The organism is Streptomyces sp. NPDC098781 (assembly GCF_044759995.1).
Taxonomy (GTDB): domain Bacteria; phylum Actinomycetota; class Actinomycetes; order Streptomycetales; family Streptomycetaceae; genus Streptomyces.
The window spans coordinates 379,352-396,570 of record NZ_JBIWAK010000002.1 but is presented as its reverse complement, the minus strand read 5'-3'; the positions used below and the strand labels follow the sequence as shown (position 1 = coordinate 396,570).

The 17,219-nt window shown below is 70.2% G+C and carries 14 protein-coding genes; 8 read left to right on the top strand and 6 right to left on the bottom strand.

Annotation, left to right across the window (positions count from 1 at the left end; genetic code table 11):
- The first annotated feature begins 1 nt into the window (after position 1).
- From ACIQWG_RS07880 to ACIQWG_RS07865, 4 genes are all read left to right on the top strand, one after another.
- The gene (locus ACIQWG_RS07880) at positions 2-946 is read left to right on the top strand and encodes an RluA family pseudouridine synthase (protein ID WP_404091779.1); all 945 of its coding nucleotides are present in this window, start codon (positions 2-4) and stop codon (positions 944-946) included.
- Positions 943-1,413 carry a GNAT family N-acetyltransferase gene (locus ACIQWG_RS07875; protein WP_404091776.1) on the top strand — a complete coding sequence of 157 codons (471 nt, stop codon included), beginning with the start codon at positions 943-945 and terminating at the stop codon, positions 1,411-1,413. The genes ACIQWG_RS07880 and ACIQWG_RS07875 overlap by 4 nt, the downstream gene beginning before the upstream one ends.
- Positions 1,414-1,501: 88 nt before the next feature.
- The gene (locus tag ACIQWG_RS07870; protein WP_404091773.1) at positions 1,502-3,088 is read left to right on the top strand and encodes a Na+/H+ antiporter; all 1,587 of its coding nucleotides are present in this window, start codon (positions 1,502-1,504) and stop codon (positions 3,086-3,088) included.
- 38 nt (positions 3,089-3,126) lie between these two features.
- Positions 3,127-3,867 carry an SDR family NAD(P)-dependent oxidoreductase gene (locus ACIQWG_RS07865; protein ID WP_404091770.1) on the top strand — a complete coding sequence of 247 codons (741 nt, stop codon included), beginning with the start codon at positions 3,127-3,129 and terminating at the stop codon, positions 3,865-3,867.
- Between the two features lie 5 nt (positions 3,868-3,872).
- Here ACIQWG_RS07865 and ACIQWG_RS07860 read toward each other — a convergent pair whose 3' ends face one another.
- Positions 3,873-4,994 carry a mechanosensitive ion channel family protein gene (locus ACIQWG_RS07860; RefSeq protein WP_404091767.1) on the bottom strand — a complete coding sequence of 374 codons (1,122 nt, stop codon included), beginning with the start codon at positions 4,992-4,994 and terminating at the stop codon, positions 3,873-3,875.
- 95 nt (positions 4,995-5,089) lie between these two features.
- On the opposite strand from ACIQWG_RS07860, the gene ACIQWG_RS07855 reads away from it, so the two are divergent.
- On the top strand, positions 5,090-5,659 hold the full coding sequence (locus tag ACIQWG_RS07855; RefSeq protein WP_404091764.1) for a dienelactone hydrolase family protein: 570 nt from the start codon (positions 5,090-5,092) through the stop codon (positions 5,657-5,659).
- Between the two features lie 53 nt (positions 5,660-5,712).
- Here the strand turns inward: ACIQWG_RS07855 and ACIQWG_RS07850 are convergent, their stop codons facing one another.
- From ACIQWG_RS07850 to ACIQWG_RS07835, 4 genes are all read right to left on the bottom strand, one after another.
- Positions 5,713-7,374 carry an alkaline phosphatase D family protein gene (locus tag ACIQWG_RS07850; RefSeq protein WP_404091761.1) on the bottom strand — a complete coding sequence of 554 codons (1,662 nt, stop codon included), beginning with the start codon at positions 7,372-7,374 and terminating at the stop codon, positions 5,713-5,715.
- Between the two features lie 93 nt (positions 7,375-7,467).
- A complete protein-coding gene (locus tag ACIQWG_RS07845; RefSeq protein WP_404091758.1) occupies positions 7,468-8,307 on the bottom strand; it encodes a thioredoxin domain-containing protein in 840 nt (279 codons plus the stop codon).
- Positions 8,308-8,383: 76 nt separating this feature from the next.
- Positions 8,384-9,082: a hypothetical protein gene (locus tag ACIQWG_RS07840; RefSeq protein WP_404091755.1), complete on the bottom strand. Its 699-nt coding sequence runs from the start codon at positions 9,080-9,082 to the stop codon at positions 8,384-8,386.
- Between the two features lie 89 nt (positions 9,083-9,171).
- Positions 9,172-10,497, bottom strand: a complete 1,326-nt coding sequence (locus ACIQWG_RS07835; RefSeq protein ID WP_404091753.1) for a DUF2252 domain-containing protein — start codon at positions 10,495-10,497, stop codon at positions 9,172-9,174.
- Positions 10,498-10,732: 235 nt separating this feature from the next.
- On the opposite strand from ACIQWG_RS07835, the gene dnaE reads away from it, so the two are divergent.
- Positions 10,733-14,272: a DNA polymerase III subunit alpha gene (gene dnaE / locus ACIQWG_RS07830; RefSeq protein ID WP_404091750.1), complete on the top strand. Its 3,540-nt coding sequence runs from the start codon at positions 10,733-10,735 to the stop codon at positions 14,270-14,272.
- 87 nt (positions 14,273-14,359) lie between these two features.
- Here the strand turns inward: dnaE and ACIQWG_RS07825 are convergent, their stop codons facing one another.
- Complete coding sequence (locus tag ACIQWG_RS07825) at positions 14,360-14,524, bottom strand: hypothetical protein (RefSeq protein ID WP_404091747.1); 165 nt, start codon at positions 14,522-14,524, stop codon at positions 14,360-14,362.
- Positions 14,525-14,771: 247 nt separating this feature from the next.
- Here ACIQWG_RS07825 and ACIQWG_RS07820 point away from each other — a divergent pair, with 247 nt between their 5' ends.
- Both ACIQWG_RS07820 and ACIQWG_RS07815 read left to right on the top strand, forming a co-directional pair.
- Positions 14,772-15,992 (top strand): NYN domain-containing protein, encoded by a 1,221-nt coding sequence (locus ACIQWG_RS07820; protein WP_404091745.1) that lies wholly within the window; start codon positions 14,772-14,774, stop codon positions 15,990-15,992.
- Positions 15,993-16,195: 203 nt separating this feature from the next.
- Complete coding sequence (locus ACIQWG_RS07815) at positions 16,196-17,170, top strand: ABC transporter ATP-binding protein (RefSeq protein ID WP_404091742.1); 975 nt, start codon at positions 16,196-16,198, stop codon at positions 17,168-17,170.
- The last annotated feature ends 49 nt before the right edge of the window (positions 17,171-17,219 follow it).

Below are 17,219 nucleotides of genomic sequence, written 5' to 3'. Positions count from 1 at the left end.
GGTGAGCACGATTCCCGAGATCCGAACCCTGCCCGTGCCCGACGGACTGGAGGGCGAGCGCGTCGACGCCGCCATCTCCCGCATGTTCGGCTTCTCCCGTACCAAGGCCGCGGAGCTCGCCGCGGCGGGGAAGGTCACGGTCGACGGCTCGGTGGTCGGGAAGTCCGAGCGGGTGCACGGCGGGGCCTGGCTCGAGGTCGAGATGCCGGGCGCGCCCGCGCCGGTGCAGGTCGTGGCCGAGCCGGTCGAGGGCATGGACATCGTGCACGACGACGATGACATCGTCGTGATCGTCAAGCCGGTCGGCGTCGCCGCGCACCCGAGCCCCGGCTGGTCGGGGCCGACGGTCATCGGCGGGCTCGCCGCGGCCGGGTACCGGATCTCCACGTCCGGGGCCGCCGAGCGCCAGGGCATCGTGCACCGGCTCGACGTGGGCACCTCGGGCCTGATGGTCGTCGCCAAGTCCGAGTACGCGTACACCTCGCTCAAACGCCAGTTCAAGGAGCGCACGGTCGACAAGCGGTACCACACGCTCGTCCAGGGGCACCCCGATCCGACCAGCGGCACCATCGACGCGCCCATCGGCCGCCACCCCAACCACGACTACAAGTGGGCGGTCACGGCCGACGGCAAGCCGTCGATCACGCACTACGACCTCATCGAGGCGTTCCGTGCGGCCTCGCTGCTCGACGTGAAGCTGGAGACTGGACGCACCCACCAGATCCGCGTCCACATGGCCGCCCACCGCCACCCCTGTGTCGGCGACCTCACCTACGGCGCCGACCCGACGCTCGCCAAGCGGCTCGGGCTGACCCGCCAGTGGCTGCACGCGGTGCGGCTCGGCTTCGAGCACCCGGGGGACGGGGCGTGGGTCGAGTTCGAGAGCGACTACCCGGCCGACCTCCAGCAGGCCCTGGACCAGGTGCGCGAGGAGACTTGGGCATGACCTCACCGTCCTACGTCGTACGCGAGGCCGACGACCCCGCCGACCGGGAGGCGTGCTTCGCGGTGCGCAAGGAGGTCTTCGTGGTCGAGCAGGGCGTCCCGCAGGAGATCGAGTACGACGCCTACGACGCCGAAGCCGTGCATGTGCTGGCGATCCGGGAGGACGGCGTGCCGCTCGGGACCGGACGGTTGCTGCACGGCGAGGCGGCCGCGGCCAAGGTCGACGGCGATCCGTCGGTCGGGTCGCTGGGCCGGCTCGCGGTGAACCAGGCGGCGCGCGGGCTCGGCGTCGGGGCGGCCCTGGTGCGGGCGATCGAGGAGGCCGCACGCGCGCGTGGCCTCGCGGCCGTCGACCTGCACGCACAGACGCATGCCCTCGGGTTCTACGAGCGGCTGGGATACGTGGCGTACGGGCCGGAGTTCCCCGACGCGGGGATACCGCACCGGGCGATGCGGCGCGCTCTGTAGCCGAGGGGCCCGTAGCCGCTGGTGAGAGAGGCGGCGTGGCAGGCTTGGGGCCTGCCTTGTGGATGCCGATGTCACCGGAGCGCTGACCGTGGATCAGTTGGCCCTGTTGTTCGTGCTGTTGCTCGGCGCTGTGGTGAGTGTCCCGGTGGGGGACCGGTTCGGGTTGCCGGCACCGGTGCTGATGACCCTGCTCGGGATCGTCCTGGCACTGCTCGACTTCGTGCCGAACGTGGACGTGCCGCCGGACCTGATCCTCCCGCTGCTGTTGCCACCGCTGCTGTACGCCGCCGTGCGACGGACCTCGTGGCGGCAGTTCGCGGCGAATGTGCGGCCCATCTTCCTGCTGGCCGTGGCCCTGGTGTTCGTCACCACGTTCTCCGTGGCCGCGGTCGCCCACGCGATCGTGCCGGGGCTGCCGCTGGCCGCCGCCGTGGCGCTCGGCGCGCTCGTCGCGCCGCCCGACCCGGTGGCCGCGACCGCCGTCGCCGGGCAGCTCGGGCTGCCCCGGCGTCTGGTCTCCATCCTGGAGGGCGAGGGCCTCTTCAACGACGTGACGGCCATCGTGCTGTACCACGTGGCCATCGCCGCCGCCGTGAGCGGCAGCTTCACCGCGTGGGAGGCCGGACTCGACCTGGTGCTCTCCGCAGTGGTGGCGCTGGCCGTCGGGCTCGCCCTGGGGTGGGGCGCCAACAAGCTCATGGATCTGCTCGGGGACGCCACCCTCCAGATCGGCCTCTCGCTGCTCGTGCCGTACGCCTCGTATGTGCTGGCCGAGGAACTGCACGGCTCCGGGGTCCTCGCCGTGCTGGTCACCGCCCTGTTCCTGGCCGAGTACGCCACCGATGCCGACGACGTGCTGACGCGGCTCGCCGGGCACGCCTTCTGGGACATCGTCGACACGCTGGTCACCGGCGTCGCGTTCGGGCTGATCGGGCTCGAACTGCACATCGCGGTGCGCACGGCGTCCGGGCGCTGGCAGGAGATGCTCGGCTGGGCGGCCGCGGTGGTCGGTGTCGTCGTACTGGTGCGACTGCTGTGGCTGCTGCCGGCCACCTGGCTCACCAAACGGCTGCACGCGCGGCGGGACTACGACGAGGAGATCCCGATGAGCTGGCGGGAGACCGTCGTGATGTGGTGGTCGGGGATGCGCGGCGTCGCCTCGGTGGCGCTGGCGCTGGCCATCCCGCTGGAGACCGACTCGGGCGCCCCCTTTCCGGACCGGAACGAGATCGTGTTCATCGCGTTCGGCGTGATCATGGCGACCCTGCTGCTCCAGGGGCTGACCCTGCCCTGGCTGGTGAAACGGCTCGGGGTGCGCGCGGACAGCGAGCGGGAGAAGGAGTTCGAGAAACAGCTGGCGGTCCGCGCCGCGAAGGCGGCGAAGCGGAGGCTGCGGGAGATCGAGGCCGTTGAGGACCTGCCCGAGGAACTGTCCGAGCAGATGCTGCGGCGGGCGTTCGAGATCGGGGTGCGGATCAGCCCGGAGATGGGCGAGGACGAGCGCCGGGAGGCGCATCAGCAGCGGGTGCGGCGGCTGAAGCGGGTGCGGCGGATCCAGGGCGAGATGCTCAGCGCGGCGCGGCACGAGGTGCTGGCGGCGCGCAGCGAACCGGGGGCAGACCCGGAGGTGGTGGACCGGGTGCTGCGGCATTTGGACGTGCGCAGCCTACGGTGACCTCGCCGCCGGTGGCTGTCCCTCCGTACGATCTGATCATGGCTCGCAATGTTGTCATCAGTGGAGGCGGTACCGGAATCGGCCTCGCGGCGGCCCGGCTGTTCGCGGCCGACGGGGACCGCGTGCTGCTGCTCGGCAGACGTGCCGAGGTGCTCGAGGAGGCCGGCGTGCCGGGCGCCCTCGCCTACGCCGCGGACCTCAGCAGGCCGCGCGGGGCGCGGGGGGTCGAGCGGTTCGTGGCGTCGGAGCTCGGCACCGTGGACGTGCTGATCCACAGCGCGGGCGGCTCCGGCCACCTGGAGCCCAACGTGGACAGCGACGAGCCCCTCGACCACGTCCTGCACAACTGGACCCTCAACTTCGGCCTCAACACCCTGACCGCGGCCCTGCTCACCGAGGCCCTGAAGGACCGGCTCGCCGACCCCGGCGGGCGAGTGCTGTTCCTCGGCTCCATCGCCGCCTTCCGGGGGTCCGGCAACGTGGCGTACGCGGCGTCCAAGGCCGCGCTGCATCCGTACGCCCATGATCTGGCCCGGCAGCTGGGGCCGCGCGGGATCACCGTGAACGTGGTCGCGCCCGGCTATGTCGAGGACACCGAGTTCTTCGGCGACGGCATGGACGACGAACGGCGGACCCGGCGCGTGGCGGAGACCTCGACCGGGCGGGCCGGCACGCCGGGGGACGTGGCCGCGACCCTGCACTGGCTGGCGTCCCACGGCGCCGGGCACATCACCTCCCAGATCATCCAGGTCAACGGTGGGGCCGAGCGCGGCCACTGATTCGGTCAGGGGCGCTCCGGCCGCGCCGTCGGCTGGTGGTCGTGCTGGAAGGTGCGCCGGACGCCCGGGACGCGCCCGGGGACGGGGAAGCCGGGCGGCACGGCCGCGTCCGCCGCGTTGACCCGCGGCAGCGCGTAGGGGTGCTGGTCGGTCAGCCAGCGGATCAGCTGCTCGCGCACGGTGACCCGCAGCGTCCACAGGTCGTCGGCGTCCTTGGCCGTGACCAGCGCCCGCACCTCCATGGTGCTCGGCGTGGAGTCGGTGACGACCAGGCCGTAGTCACGCCCGTCCCACGCGGGGCACTCGCGCAGGATGTCGCGCAGCCTCTCGCGCATCGCCTCCATCGGGGCCGAGTGGTCGACGTGGAGGAAGACGGTGCCGGTCATCTGGGCGCCGCCGCGCGACCAGTTCTCGAACGCCTTGGACGTGAAGTACGACACAGGCATCGTGATCCGGCGCTCGTCCCACGTCCGCACGGTCAGGAAGGTCAGCGTGATCTCCTCGACCGTGCCCCACTCGCCGTCCACCACGACGGTGTCCCCGATGCGCACCATGTCGCCGAAGGCGATCTGGAGCCCGGCGAACATGTTGCTCAGCGTGGACTGGGCCGCGACACCGGCGACGATGCCGAGGATGCCGGCCGAGGCCAGCAGTGAGGCGCCGGCCGCGCGCATGGCCGGGAACGTCAGCAGCATCGCGGCCACGGCCACGACGCCGACCACCGCCGACACCACACGCATGATCAACGTCACCTGTGTGCGCACCCGCCGCACCCGGGCGGGATCCCGGTGGACCCGGGCGTAGCGGCTGTACGAGGTCTCCACGACCGCCGCGGCTATGCCGATCGCCAGCCAGGCGGCTGCCCCGATCAGCACCAGCGTCAGCACCCGGCCGATGGCGACCCGGTACTCCTGGAACAGCTCGGTCTCGTCGTACGACCCTCTGAGCAGGGCCGTGCAGAGCACGAGCTGGTAGGGCACGCGGGCGCGGCGCAACAGACCCCACAGCGGGGTCTCGCTGTGCCGTTGGTCGGCCTTGCGCATGAGGCGGTCGGTGGCCCACCCGATGAGCAGGGTGAGCAGGACCGAGCCGCCGATCACGATCAGCGGGCGGAGTATGTTCTCCATGCCTCCGAACGTAACCAGCTGAGGGGGGTCATGAACATCCGCGTCCATGAGGCGGTGGTCACGGTGTTGTCGTACCCGGCTGGCACCATGGCCTCATGAACATCATGCTCTTTCACTCGACCTTCGGTCTCAGGCCCGCGGTGCGTGACGCCGCGGACCGGCTGCGCGCCGCCGGACACGAGGTGTGGACGCCGGACCTCTTCGAGGGGCACACCTTCGAGACGGTCGAGGAGGGCATGGAGTTCAAGGAGCGGATCGGCAAGGACGAGCTGCTGAAGCGGGCCGTGCTCGCCGCCGCGCCGTACTCGGAGCGCGGTCTTGTGTACGCCGGGTTCTCGCTCGGCGCGTCCATCGCGCAGACCCTCGCGCTCGGCGACGAGAAGGCGCGCGGACTGCTGTTGCTGCACGGCACGTCGGACATCGCGCCGAGCGCCTTCGTGGACGATCTGCCGGTGCAGCTGCATGTGGCCGAGCCGGACCCGTTCGAGACGGACGACTGGCTGAGCGCCTGGTACCTCCAGATGGGCAGAGCAGGCGCCGACGTGGAGGTGTACCGGTACGCCGGGGCGGGTCACCTCTACACGGACCGCGATCTGCCGGACTACGACGAGGAAGCCGCCGAGGCCACCTGGCGGGTGGCGCTCGGCTTCCTCGAAACCCTCTAGATCGGGCGGTCCGGTAGGGCTGCGCAGGCCGGTGCGGGACTGCGCGGGACCCGTCAGACGGGGTCGTACGTCCGCTCGACCTTCTGCGTGCCGCTGCGCGTGCGGTACGAACGCGCCCAGGACGCGGTCGCGTTCTGCTTCGTCTTGTCGGACAGGACGTAGTAGTCCATCTGCGCGCGGTCGGCCGTGATGTCCAGGATGCCGTAGCCGTGGCGGTCGGTGTCGACCCAGTGGACGTGCCGGTTGGCCGCCCGGATGATCGGCGAGGCGAGGGCGGAGACCGTGCCCTCGGGGACCTTCACGATGTCGTCGAGGTTGTCGGAGGTGACCGACGTGACGACGAACTCCGTGGCGGCGGACGCCGACAGCGGGTAGGTACCGGCGTCCACCGGCACGTCGTTGGCCCACGCCATGTGGATGTCGCCGGTCAGGAAGACGGTGTTGCGGATGGCGTTGGTGCGCAGGTGCGCCAGCAGTTCGCGGCGGTCGTCCGTGTACCCGTCCCACTGGTCGGTGTTGAGGGCGAGGCCCTCCTGCGGCAGGCCGAGCAGCTTGGCCAGCGGCTTGAGCAGGTCCGCGGTGAGGGAGCCGATCGCGAACGGCGAGATCATCACCGAGTTGCCGACCAGCCGCCAGGTGGTGTCGGAGGACTTCAGACCGGCCTTCAGCCAGTCGAGTTGGGCGCGGCCGGTGAGCGTGCGGTCCGGGTCGTCGACCTCGCCGTTGCCGACCTTGACCTGCTCGGAGCGGAACGAGCGCAGGTCCAGCAGGGAGAGGTCGGCGAGCTTGCCGAAGCGCAGCCGGCGGTAGGTGGTGCCGGCGATCGCCGGGCGCACCGGCATCCACTCGAAGTACGCCTGCTTCGCGGCGGCCTGGCGTGCGGCCCAGGCGCCCTCGGCACCCTCGGTGTGGTTCTCGGCGCCGCCCGACCAGGCGTCGTTGGCCACCTCGTGGTCGTCCCAGATCGCGATGGTCGGCGCCTTCGCGTGCAGGGCCTGGAGATCCGGATCCGTCTTGTACTGGCCGTGCCGGATGCGGTAGTCGGCGAGCGTGAGGATCTCGTGGGTCGGCGCGGTCTGCCGCACGGACGTGCCGCGCGTGCCGTACTGGCCGGCGCCGTACTCGTAGATGTAGTCGCCGAGGTGCAGCCAGGCGTCCAGGTCGCCGCGGGCGGCGAGGTGGCGGTACGAAGCGAAGTAGCCGGCCTCCCAGTTGGCGCAGGAGACCACGCCGAAGCGCAGGCCGGCGACGGACGCGTTCGCCGCCGGCGCGGTGCGGGTGCGCGCCACCGGGGAGTCCGTGCCGCCGGCCGAGAAGCGGAACCAGTAGTCGGTGGCCGGCTCCAGACCACGTATGTCCGCCTTGACGGTGTGGTCGGAGACGGCGGTCGCGGTGGTCGAGCCCTTGGCGACGACGTTCATCAGCGCCTTGTCGCGGGCCACGATCCAGCTGACCTCGGTGTCCGGCCCGCGGCCGGAGCCGGGCGTCGCGTCGGCGGTCGGCGTGACCCGGGTCCACAGCAGGACACCATCGGGCAGTGGGTCACCGGAGGCGACGCCGTGCAGGAAGGCGGGGGCCGCTTCGACGGCGCCGGCGGGCAGCGCGGCGGCGAGCGGACCGGCCAGGACAGCCGTCGCCGCCGCGGCCTTGACGACCGTACGGCGGCGAGGAGTAAGGGAGTTGTGCTGCTCGGATGATCTGTATCGACTGGTCACAGCCGATCAGGTTACTGACTGGTATGACCAAGAGCGGGCGAACTCGCAAAAGTTCGCCCGCTCTTCACACGGTCGCCGGGTGAGGCGTCGGCGTCAGCCCTTGAGTGCCGCGTCGACCACCTGGCGGTACTCCGCCACCGTCATCGGCTGGCGGTCCTCGGCGGTCTTGAGGATCTTGCCGTCCATGACGAAGCTCGGGGTGCCGGTGACGCCGTCCTTGTTGGTGTCGAAGAGCTTCGACATCGCCAGCGCCCAGCCGTCGTACGTGCCCTTCTTCACCGCGTTCTCGAACTTGGCGTTGCCCTTCAGAGCGGGGACGGTGTCCGCGACCTCGATCAGGTAGCTGTCGTCCTTGAACTTGTCCTCGGTCTCCGCAGGGTGGTACTTCGCGGAGTAGAGGGCGTTCTTGTACGCGAGGAACGCCTCCGGGCTCACGTTCAGCGCGGCGCCCATGGCGCTCATCGCGTTCTTGGAGCCCTCGCCGTTCGTGCCGATCTTGCCGTCCTTCAGCTGGTCGCCGTCGATGAACGTGCCGCCGATGTACTCCAGTTTGTACTTGCCGTCCTCGACGTCCTTGTCGACGGTCGAACCGACGGCCTGCTCGAAGGAGGCACAGACGGGGCAGCGCGGGTCCTCGTAGATCTTGAGGGTCTTCTTGGCGCTGTCCTTGCCGATGACGACGGTCGTGCCGTTGGTGCCCGTGGTGTTGGCCGGCGCGACGACCTTGTCGTCCTTCGCCGACTCCCAGTGGGTGGGCTTGTTGGCCTGCACGACCGCGTAGCCGATGCCGCCGGCCGCCGCCAGGACGCCGACGACCGAGGCGGCGACGATGATCTGCCGCCGCGTCTTCGCGCGCTTGGCCTCGCGCTCGCGCTCGACGCGCAGCCGCTCTCGGGCCGCCGTCTTCGCGGCCTGGCTGTTCCGCTTGCTCATGTTGGTGATCTCCATGGGGACGCGCACACGTCGTGTGCGGAATACGTAGGGGTGGGCTGTGGTGCTCAGACGCTGTTCACGCGCGGGTGAAGGCGGGTGAGCACGGCGGTCCACGCCGTCCCAGGGAGTGCACGAGCAGAAGGCTGCGGGTCGAGACGGTACGGCCGGTGGGACGCGGCAGGCGGCGGGCCGGCGTGGTCGTGCGCACCCGCACCGCCGCGACCGCCAGCAGCAGCGGACGGAACGTGGTGGCCGTCGCCGCGCGCAGCAGCTGGGCCAGGGCCCGCTCGCCGCGGCGCAGCCAGGCGGCGGCGAGGAGGCCGACGCCGATGTGGGCGCCGAGCAGCAGCCAGGCCGTGACCGGGTCGACGTGCCCGAGGAGACCGCCGAGCTGATCGGGGTCGGTGCCGGTGACCTGCGCGAGCGGGGCGCCGACCTGGGTGCCGTCGCCGCACAGCACATCCCAGCCGACGGAGGCCAGCGGGCCCGCGACCGGCCCGCCCGCCCTGCCGTAGCAGACGTGCTGGCCGGTGGTGAGGACCGTGTCGGCGGCCAGCTCCAGCGGGATCAGCAGGGCGGCGATCCGACCGAAGGTCCGCTCCCGGCCGGCCAGCGCGTACGCCAGGGCGAACACGACGGCCGCGACCAGGGCCACCGTGTTCAGCGGCAGCGGCGCGCGGGACAGCAGCACGTGCGACGCGGTGCTGAGCGTCACGACGAGTGACGTGAACAGCGCCGCGCGCACGGCTCGCAGCTGGGTCCCGGTTATGTCCATAGCGGAGGAGAGTGTGTCACGTGGGCCTGTAAGAGACCCTTAAAGGGTGCCTGTGAGCGGCCGGGCGGGGGCTCTGTGCGACCTTTCCGTCACAGACCCGGGATCCGGCCGTTGCGGAACAGGTCCACGAAGATGTGGTGGTCGGCACGCGCGCGTGCGCCGTACTCGTGGGCGAAGTCGACCAGGAGCTCCGGGAATCCGTCCTCGTCGGCCGCGATGGCCGCGTCGATGGCGCGCTCGGTGGAGAACGGCACCAGGGACTCGCCGGAGGTGTCGTCCGCCGCCGCGTGCATCGCGGCCGTGGCCCGGCCGAGGTCGGCGACGACCGCCGCGATCTCCTCCGGGTCGTCGATGTCGCCCCAGTCCAGGTCCACCGCGTACGGCGAGACCTCGGCGACCAGCTGGCCCGAGCCGTCCAGCTCGGTCCAGCCCAGCCACGGGTCGGCGTGCGCCTGGAGGGCGCGCTGCGAGATCACCGTGCGCTGGCCCTCGTGCTCGAAGTAGTCACGGATCGCCTGGTCGGTGATGTGACGCGAGACAGCGGGGGTCTGGGCCTGCTTGATGTAGATCACGACGTCGTTCTCGAGGGCGTCGGTGTGGCCCTCAAGCAGGATGTTGTACGACGGCAGCCCGGCCGAGCCGATGCCGATGCCGCGCCGGCCGACGACGTCCTTGACCCGGTAGGAGTCGGGGCGGGCGAGCGAGGCGTCCGGCAGCGTCTCCAGGTAGCCGTCGAAGGCCGCGAGGACCTTGTAGCGGGTGGCCGCGTCCAGCTCGATGGAGCCGCCGCCCGGGGCGAAGCGGCGCTCGAAGTCACGGATCTCCGTCATCGACTCCAGCAGTCCGAAGCGGGTCAGCGCGCGGGCGTCGCGCAGCGCGTCCAGGAGCGGGCCCTGCGCGGTGTCCAGGGTGAAGGGCGGCACCTCGTCGCTCTTGGCGCCGGTCGCCAGCGCGTGCACGCGCTCGCGGTACGCGCCCGCGTAGATCCCCACCAGCTCGGTGATCTGCTCGTCGCTGAGCGCCTTGGCGTACCCGATGAGGGCGACCGAGGCGGCGAACCGCTTGAGGTCCCAGGTGAAGGGGCCGACGTACGCCTCGTCGAAGTCGTTGACGTTGAAGACCAGGCGGCCGTTGGCGTCCATGTACGTGCCGAAGTTCTCCGCGTGCAGGTCGCCGTGGATCCACACCCGCGAGGTGCGCTCGTCCAGGAACGGGCCGCCGCGCTTCTCGGCGTCGAGGTCGTGGTAGAAGAGGCACGCCGTGCCGCGGTAGAAGGCGAAGGCCGAGGCCGCCATCTTCCGGAACTTCACGCGGAACGCGGCCGGATCGGCGGCCAGGAGCTCGCCGAAGGCGGTGTCGAAGACGGCGAGGATCTCGTCGCCGCGCTGCTCGTCGTTGAGCTGGGGGACCGACATCGCTGGGTGCCTCCTGGTGCAGGTGGTGCATGACGTGGTGGGGCGGATCCTCCCCTCGTGGCAACGTGCGACGGTCCGTGGGAGTGCCCGCTTTCTTCGGATGAAGGTACGCGGGGAACCGGCCCCGGTGTCAGTGCCGAGGCATAGACTTCGACGCTGTCCCCCAGACTGTCCGCAACCCGTCGGGATCTGGTCCGGATCTTGTCGACGTCCGTTCGCCTTGGAGGCCGAAACCGTGTCAAAGCCGCCGTTCACGCACCTGCACGTCCACACCCAGTACTCCCTGCTGGACGGCGCCGCGCGGCTGAAGGACATGTTCAACGCGTGCAACGAGATGGGCATGACCCACATCGCCATGTCCGACCACGGCAACCTCCACGGGGCGTACGACTTCTTCCATACTGCCAAGAATGCCGGAATCACTCCGATCATCGGTATCGAGGCGTATGTCGCCCCCGAGTCCCGGCGCAACAAGCGCAAGATCCAGTGGGGCCAGCCGCACCAGAAGCGCGACGACGTGTCCGGTTCCGGTGGTTATACCCACAAGACGATGTGGGCCACCGACAGGACGGGCCTGCACAACATCTTCCGGCTCTCCTCCGACGCCTACGCCGAGGGCTGGCTCCAGAAGTGGCCCCGGATGGACAAGGAGACCATCGCCCAGTGGTCGCAGGGGATCGTCGCCTCCACCGGCTGCCCCTCCGGCGAGGTCCAGACCCGGCTGCGCCTGGGACAGTTCGACGAGGCCCTCAAGGCGGCCGCCGACTACCAGGACATCTTCGGCAAGGACCGCTACTTCATGGAGCTGATGGACCACGGCATCGAGATCGAGCACCGGGTCCGCGACGGCCTCCTGGAGATCGGCAAGAAGCTCGGCATCCCCCCGCTGGTCACCAACGACTCGCACTACACGTACGCGCATGAGGCGACCGCCCACGACGCCCTGCTGTGCATCCAGACCGGCAAGAACCTCTCCGACCCGGACCGCTTCAAGTTCGACGGCACCGGCTACTACCTGAAGTCCACGGACGAGATGTACGCCATCGACTCCTCGGACGCCTGGCAGGAGGGCTGCGCCAACACGCTCCTGGTCGCCGAGATGGTCGACACCACCGGCATGTTCGAGAAGCGCGACCTGATGCCCAAGTTCGACATCCCCGAGGGCTACACCGAGGTCACCTGGTTCAAGGAGGAGGTCCGCCGCGGCATGGAGCGCCGCTTCCCCGGCGGCATCCCCGAGGACCGCCAGAGGCAGGCCGAGTACGAGATGGACGTCATCATCTCGATGGGCTTCCCCGGCTACTTCCTCGTGGTCGCCGACTTCATCATGTGGGCCAAGAACAACGGCATCGCGGTCGGCCCCGGCCGAGGCTCCGCGGCCGGCTCGATCGTCGCCTACGCCATGGGCATCACCGACCTCGACCCGATCCCGCACGGCCTGATCTTCGAGCGCTTCCTCAACCCCGAGCGCATCTCCATGCCCGATGTCGACATCGACTTCGACGAGCGCCGGCGCGTCGAGGTGATCAGGTACGTCACCGAGAAGTACGGCGCCGACAAGGTCGCCATGATCGGCACCTACGGCAAGATCAAGGCGAAGAACGCCATCAAGGACTCCGCGCGCGTGCTGGGCTACCCGTACGCCATGGGCGACCGCCTCACCAAGGCCATGCCCGCCGACGTGCTCGGCAAGGGCATCGATCTGAACGGCATCACCGATCCGTCGCACCCGCGCTACAGCGAGGCCGGCGAGATCCGCTCGATGTACGAGAACGAGCCGGACGTCAAGAAGGTCATCGACACCGCCAAGGGCGTCGAGGGCCTGGTCCGGCAGATGGGTGTGCACGCCGCCGGCGTGATCATGTCCAGCGAGACCATCACGGAGCACGTGCCCGTCTGGGTCAGGCACTCCGACGGCGTGACCATCACCCAGTGGGACTACCCGAGCTGCGAGTCGCTCGGCCTGCTGAAGATGGACTTCCTCGGCCTGCGCAACCTGACGATCATGGACGACGCCGTCAAGATGGTGAAGTCCAACAAGGGCATTGACATCGATCTGCTGAGCCTTCCGCTCGACGATCCGACGACCTTCGAACTGCTCCAGCGCGGCGACACCCTGGGCGTCTTCCAGTTCGACGGCGGCCCCATGCGCTCGCTGCTGCGGCTGATGAAGCCCGACAACTTCGAGGACATCTCCGCCGTCTCCGCGCTCTACCGTCCCGGCCCGATGGGCATGGACTCGCACACCAACTACGCCCTGCGCAAGAACAAGCTCCAGGAGATCACCCCGATCCACAAGGAGCTCGAGGAGCCCCTCAGGGAGGTCCTGGACGTCACCTACGGCCTGATCGTCTACCAGGAGCAGGTGCAGAAGGCCGCCCAGATCATCGCGGGTTACTCGCTCGGCGAGGCCGACATCCTCCGCCGCGTGATGGGCAAGAAGAAGCCCGAGGAGCTGGCGAAGAACTTCGTCCTCTTCCAGGAGGGCGCCCGCAAGAAGGGCTTCAGCGACGAGGCCATCCAGGCCCTGTGGGACGTGCTGGTCCCCTTCGCCGGCTACGCGTTCAACAAGGCGCACTCCGCCGCGTACGGCCTGGTGTCGTACTGGACCGCCTACCTCAAGGCCAACCACCCCGCCGAGTACATGGCCGCGCTGCTGACGTCCGTCAAGGACGACAAGGACAAGTCGGCGATCTACCTCAACGAGTGCCGCCGCATGGGCATCCGGGTGCTCCCGCCGAACGTCAACGAGTCGGTGCACAACTTCGCCGCCCAGGGCGACGACGTGATCCTCTTCGGCCTGGAAGCCGTGCGCAACGTCGGCACCAACGTGGTCGAGTCGATCATCAAGAGCCGTAAGGCCAAGGGCAAGTACGCCTCCTTCCCCGACTACCTCGACAAGGTCGACGCGACCGCGTGCAACAAGCGGACCACGGAATCCCTGATCAAGGCCGGTGCGTTCGACAGCCTGGGACACACCCGCAAGGGCCTCACCGCGCACTTCGAGCCGATGATCGACAACGTGGTCGCGGTCAAGCGCAAGGAGGCGGAGGGACAGTTCGACCTCTTCGGCGGGATGGGCGAGGAGGAGAGCAGTGAGCCCGGCTTCGGACTCGACGTCGTCTTCACCGACGACGAGTGGGACAAGACCTATCTGCTCGCCCAGGAGCGGGAGATGCTCGGTCTGTACGTCTCCGACCACCCGCTCTTCGGCCTGGAGCACGTGCTGTCCGACAAGGCCGACGCGGGCATCGCCCAGCTGACCGGCGGTGAGCACTCGGACGGCGCGGTCGTGACCATCGGCGGCATCATCTCGGGCCTCCAGCGCAAGATGACCAAGCAGGGCAACGCCTGGGCGATCGCCACCGTCGAGGACCTCGCCGGTTCCATCGAGTGCATGTTCTTCCCGGCGACGTACCAGCTCGTGTCGACCCAACTCGTCGAGGACGCCGTCGTGTTCGTCAAGGGCCGCCTCGACAAGCGCGAGGACGTGCCGCGGCTGGTCGCGATGGAACTCCAGGTCCCCGACCTGTCGAACGCGGGCACCAACGCGCCCGTGATCCTCACCATCCCGGCCACCAGGGTCACTCCGCCGATGGTCAGCCGGCTCGGCGAGATCCTCACCCACCACAAGGGTGAGAGCGAGGTCCGCATCAAGCTCCAGGGCCCGACGAAGACGACGGTGCTCCGGCTGGACCGGCACCGGGTGAAGCCCGATCCGGCGCTGTTCGGTGACCTGAAGGTGCTGCTCGGACCGTCCTGCCTGGCCGGCTGAGCCGAACTCGTACGAGAGGGGCGCACCTCGCGCGTCGGGTGCGCCCCTCATCGTGTGCCCGGGCCGCAACGGCCCGTCCTGCGGATGTCAGTTGTGGCCGAAGCGCTTCTGCTTGCCCTTGCGCGCCATGTCGGCGGGAGTCACCTGCGCCATGTGCGGCTCGGTCTGCGCCTCCATGGAGGAGTGCTGTGCCTGCTGCTGACCACGCTCGGACTGCGGCTGCTTACGGTCCTGCTTCTTGTTCTTGGCCATGGTGATCTGCCTCCTGTGGGGGATCTAGGGGCCAGGGCCGCGACCAGATTCACATAGGCTGATAAAGAACGCATTTCGGATAATTACCGTGTGTGACAGCGGTTGTCGGGGCGTGAGGCGTGGTGCGCCGTCGAACCGATACCTCGAAACGCCACGCCGAAGATCGAGTTCGGCCCGTTAACCCCCGCGCGGTCGGGCAGACTCGAAGGAAGCCCGAAGCAAACCTCCCGGGAAGAGGGTGAGTCGCGTGGACCGCTGCATCGTCCTGGTGGACGCCGGGTATCTGCTGGGGGCCGCCGCCAGCCTGCTCGCCGGGGAACCGTCCCGGTCCCGGATCACCGTCGACCATGCCGCCCTCATCCAGGGGTTGCGCGAACGCGCCGAGTCCGACACCGAACAGCCTCTGCTGCGCATCTACTGGTTCGACGGCGCTCCCGACCGCGTCCCCCAGCCCGAGCACCGCAGATTGCGGGTGATGCCCCGGGTCACCGTCCGGCTGGGCGCCCTGACCCGCAGCGACGGCCGCTGGGCGCAGAAGGGCGTGGACGCCGCGATGCACGCCGAGCTCACCGAACTGGCCCGCAACCGCGCCTGTTCGGACGTGGTGCTGGTGACCGGCGACGGCGATCTGCTGCCGGGCATGATGGCCGCCAAGGAGCACGGGGTCGCCGTACACCTGTGGGCCGTGCAGGCCGCCGACGGTGACTACAACCAGTCCGAGGACCTGGTCGCCGAGGCCGACGAACGGCGGGTGCTCGACCGTACGTGGATCACCAAGGCCGTACGCGCCAAGGAGCTCACCGGCGTGTGCGCGCCGCCGCCCGTGCCGCGGCCCGAGATCGCCGCGATCCTGTCCGCGCCGCTGCCCGACTCCGCGCTCGGCGCCACGGCCGAGCGAACCGCCGAAGAGGTCGAGCACGCGCCCGTGGTCGCCGCCTCGGAGAACGGCACGCAGGAGCGGGTGTCGGCGCCCAAGGGCGTGCCCACGCCGAAGGACCTCGCGGCGCTGCGCGCGCCCGGCGTCCAGCCGACCCAGCACCCGGCGAGCGCCACCCTGCGCTGGTCCTCCGACAAGGGGTGGGTCGACCGGCCCGGGGGCGCCGCCGAGGCGCCGGAGGTCGCGTCCATGCCGACGCTCGCCCAGCTGACCACCGCGGAGCAGCGGTGGGCCGACCGGGAGGAGGACATCACCACGGTCGGCGGCGATCCCTACGAGGTGGGGCAGGTGTTCGCGCGGCGGTGGATGGGGCGGCTGGGGGACCAGAGCCATATGCACAAGCTGTCCGGGATGTATCCGCGGATTCCGCATCGGATCGACGGCGAGCTGCTGCGGTACGCGGCCCGGTTCGGACTGCTCGCGCACAAGGACGACCAGATCGACGAGCATGACCGCTATGCGATCCGGGCCGGGTTCTGGCGCGAGATCGATGTGCGGACTGCCGCGGAGCACGCGCCCGCGGGTGAGTGAGCCGGACCGGACGCCCGTCGCACGGCCGGGCCCCCTGGTCGAGGGGCGGCGATCGGGTCCGGGGCAGTGAGTGGGACTATGACGCTTCGCGGACGAAATGTGCCGAGTGGCCGACCCGAGGACGGAAGCGGGGTCCGGACCCCGTAGTCTCGTCCCTTGTGAGTACGCGCGCGGCACAGGTATTTCGGCACGATGGCGACGTCGTGTGTGCCGTGCGCGGGCTGACCAAGACCTATCCCGCCGTACGCGGCCGGCGCGGGGCGCCGGGCACGCCCGAGGTGCGGGCGACCGACGACGTACGGCTGGACATCCGGCGCGGCGAGATCTTCGGGCTGCTCGGGCCGAACGGCGCCGGCAAGACCACCCTCGTACGACAGCTCACCGGGCTGATGCGGCCCGACGCCGGCAGCGTGGAGATCCTCGGCCACGACGTCGTACGCCATCCGGAACGGGCCGCGCGGATCCTCGCCTACCTCGGGCAGGAGTCCACCGCACTCGACGAGCTGACCGTGTCGCTCGCCGCCGAGACCACCGGGCGGCTGCGCGGCCTGGAGGCCCGGCAGGCGCGGGACGAGCGGGACGCCGTACTCGAGGAGCTGGGTCTCACCCCGCTCGCCGGGCGTCCGCTGAAGAAGCTGTCCGGCGGACAGCGGCGGCTGGCCTGCTTCGCCGCCGCGCTCGTGGGGGAGCGGCCGCTGCTCGTGCTCGACGAGCCGACCACGGCGATGGACCCGGTGGCCCGACGCGCCGTGTGGTCGGCCGTGGACCGGCGGCGGGCCGAGCGCGGGACGACCGTGCTGCTGGTCACCCACAACGTCATCGAGGCCGAGACCGTGCTCGACCGGGTCGCCGTGCTCGACCGGGGACGGGTGATCGCCTGCGACACGCCGTCCGGGCTCAAGGAACAGGTCGCCGGCGAGGTGCGGGTCGAACTGCTTTGGCGGGACCGGGCGCCGCTGGACGTGCCCGAGGTCGCCGCGCTCCAGGACCGGGTCGTGGAGTCGGGGCGGCGCTGGACGCTGCGGCTCGCACCCGAGGAGGCCCGCGCGGTCGTCGCCACCGTGACCGGCGGGGCCGCGTTCGCCGCGCTCGACGACTTCACGCTCGCCACGCCCAGCCTGGAGGACGTGTATCTGGCGCTGGGCGGGGCCGCGCAGCAGGGGTTGGTGAAGGCTTGAGCACGCAGTCCGTCGTATCCGTATCTGCATCCGTATCTGCATCCGTACA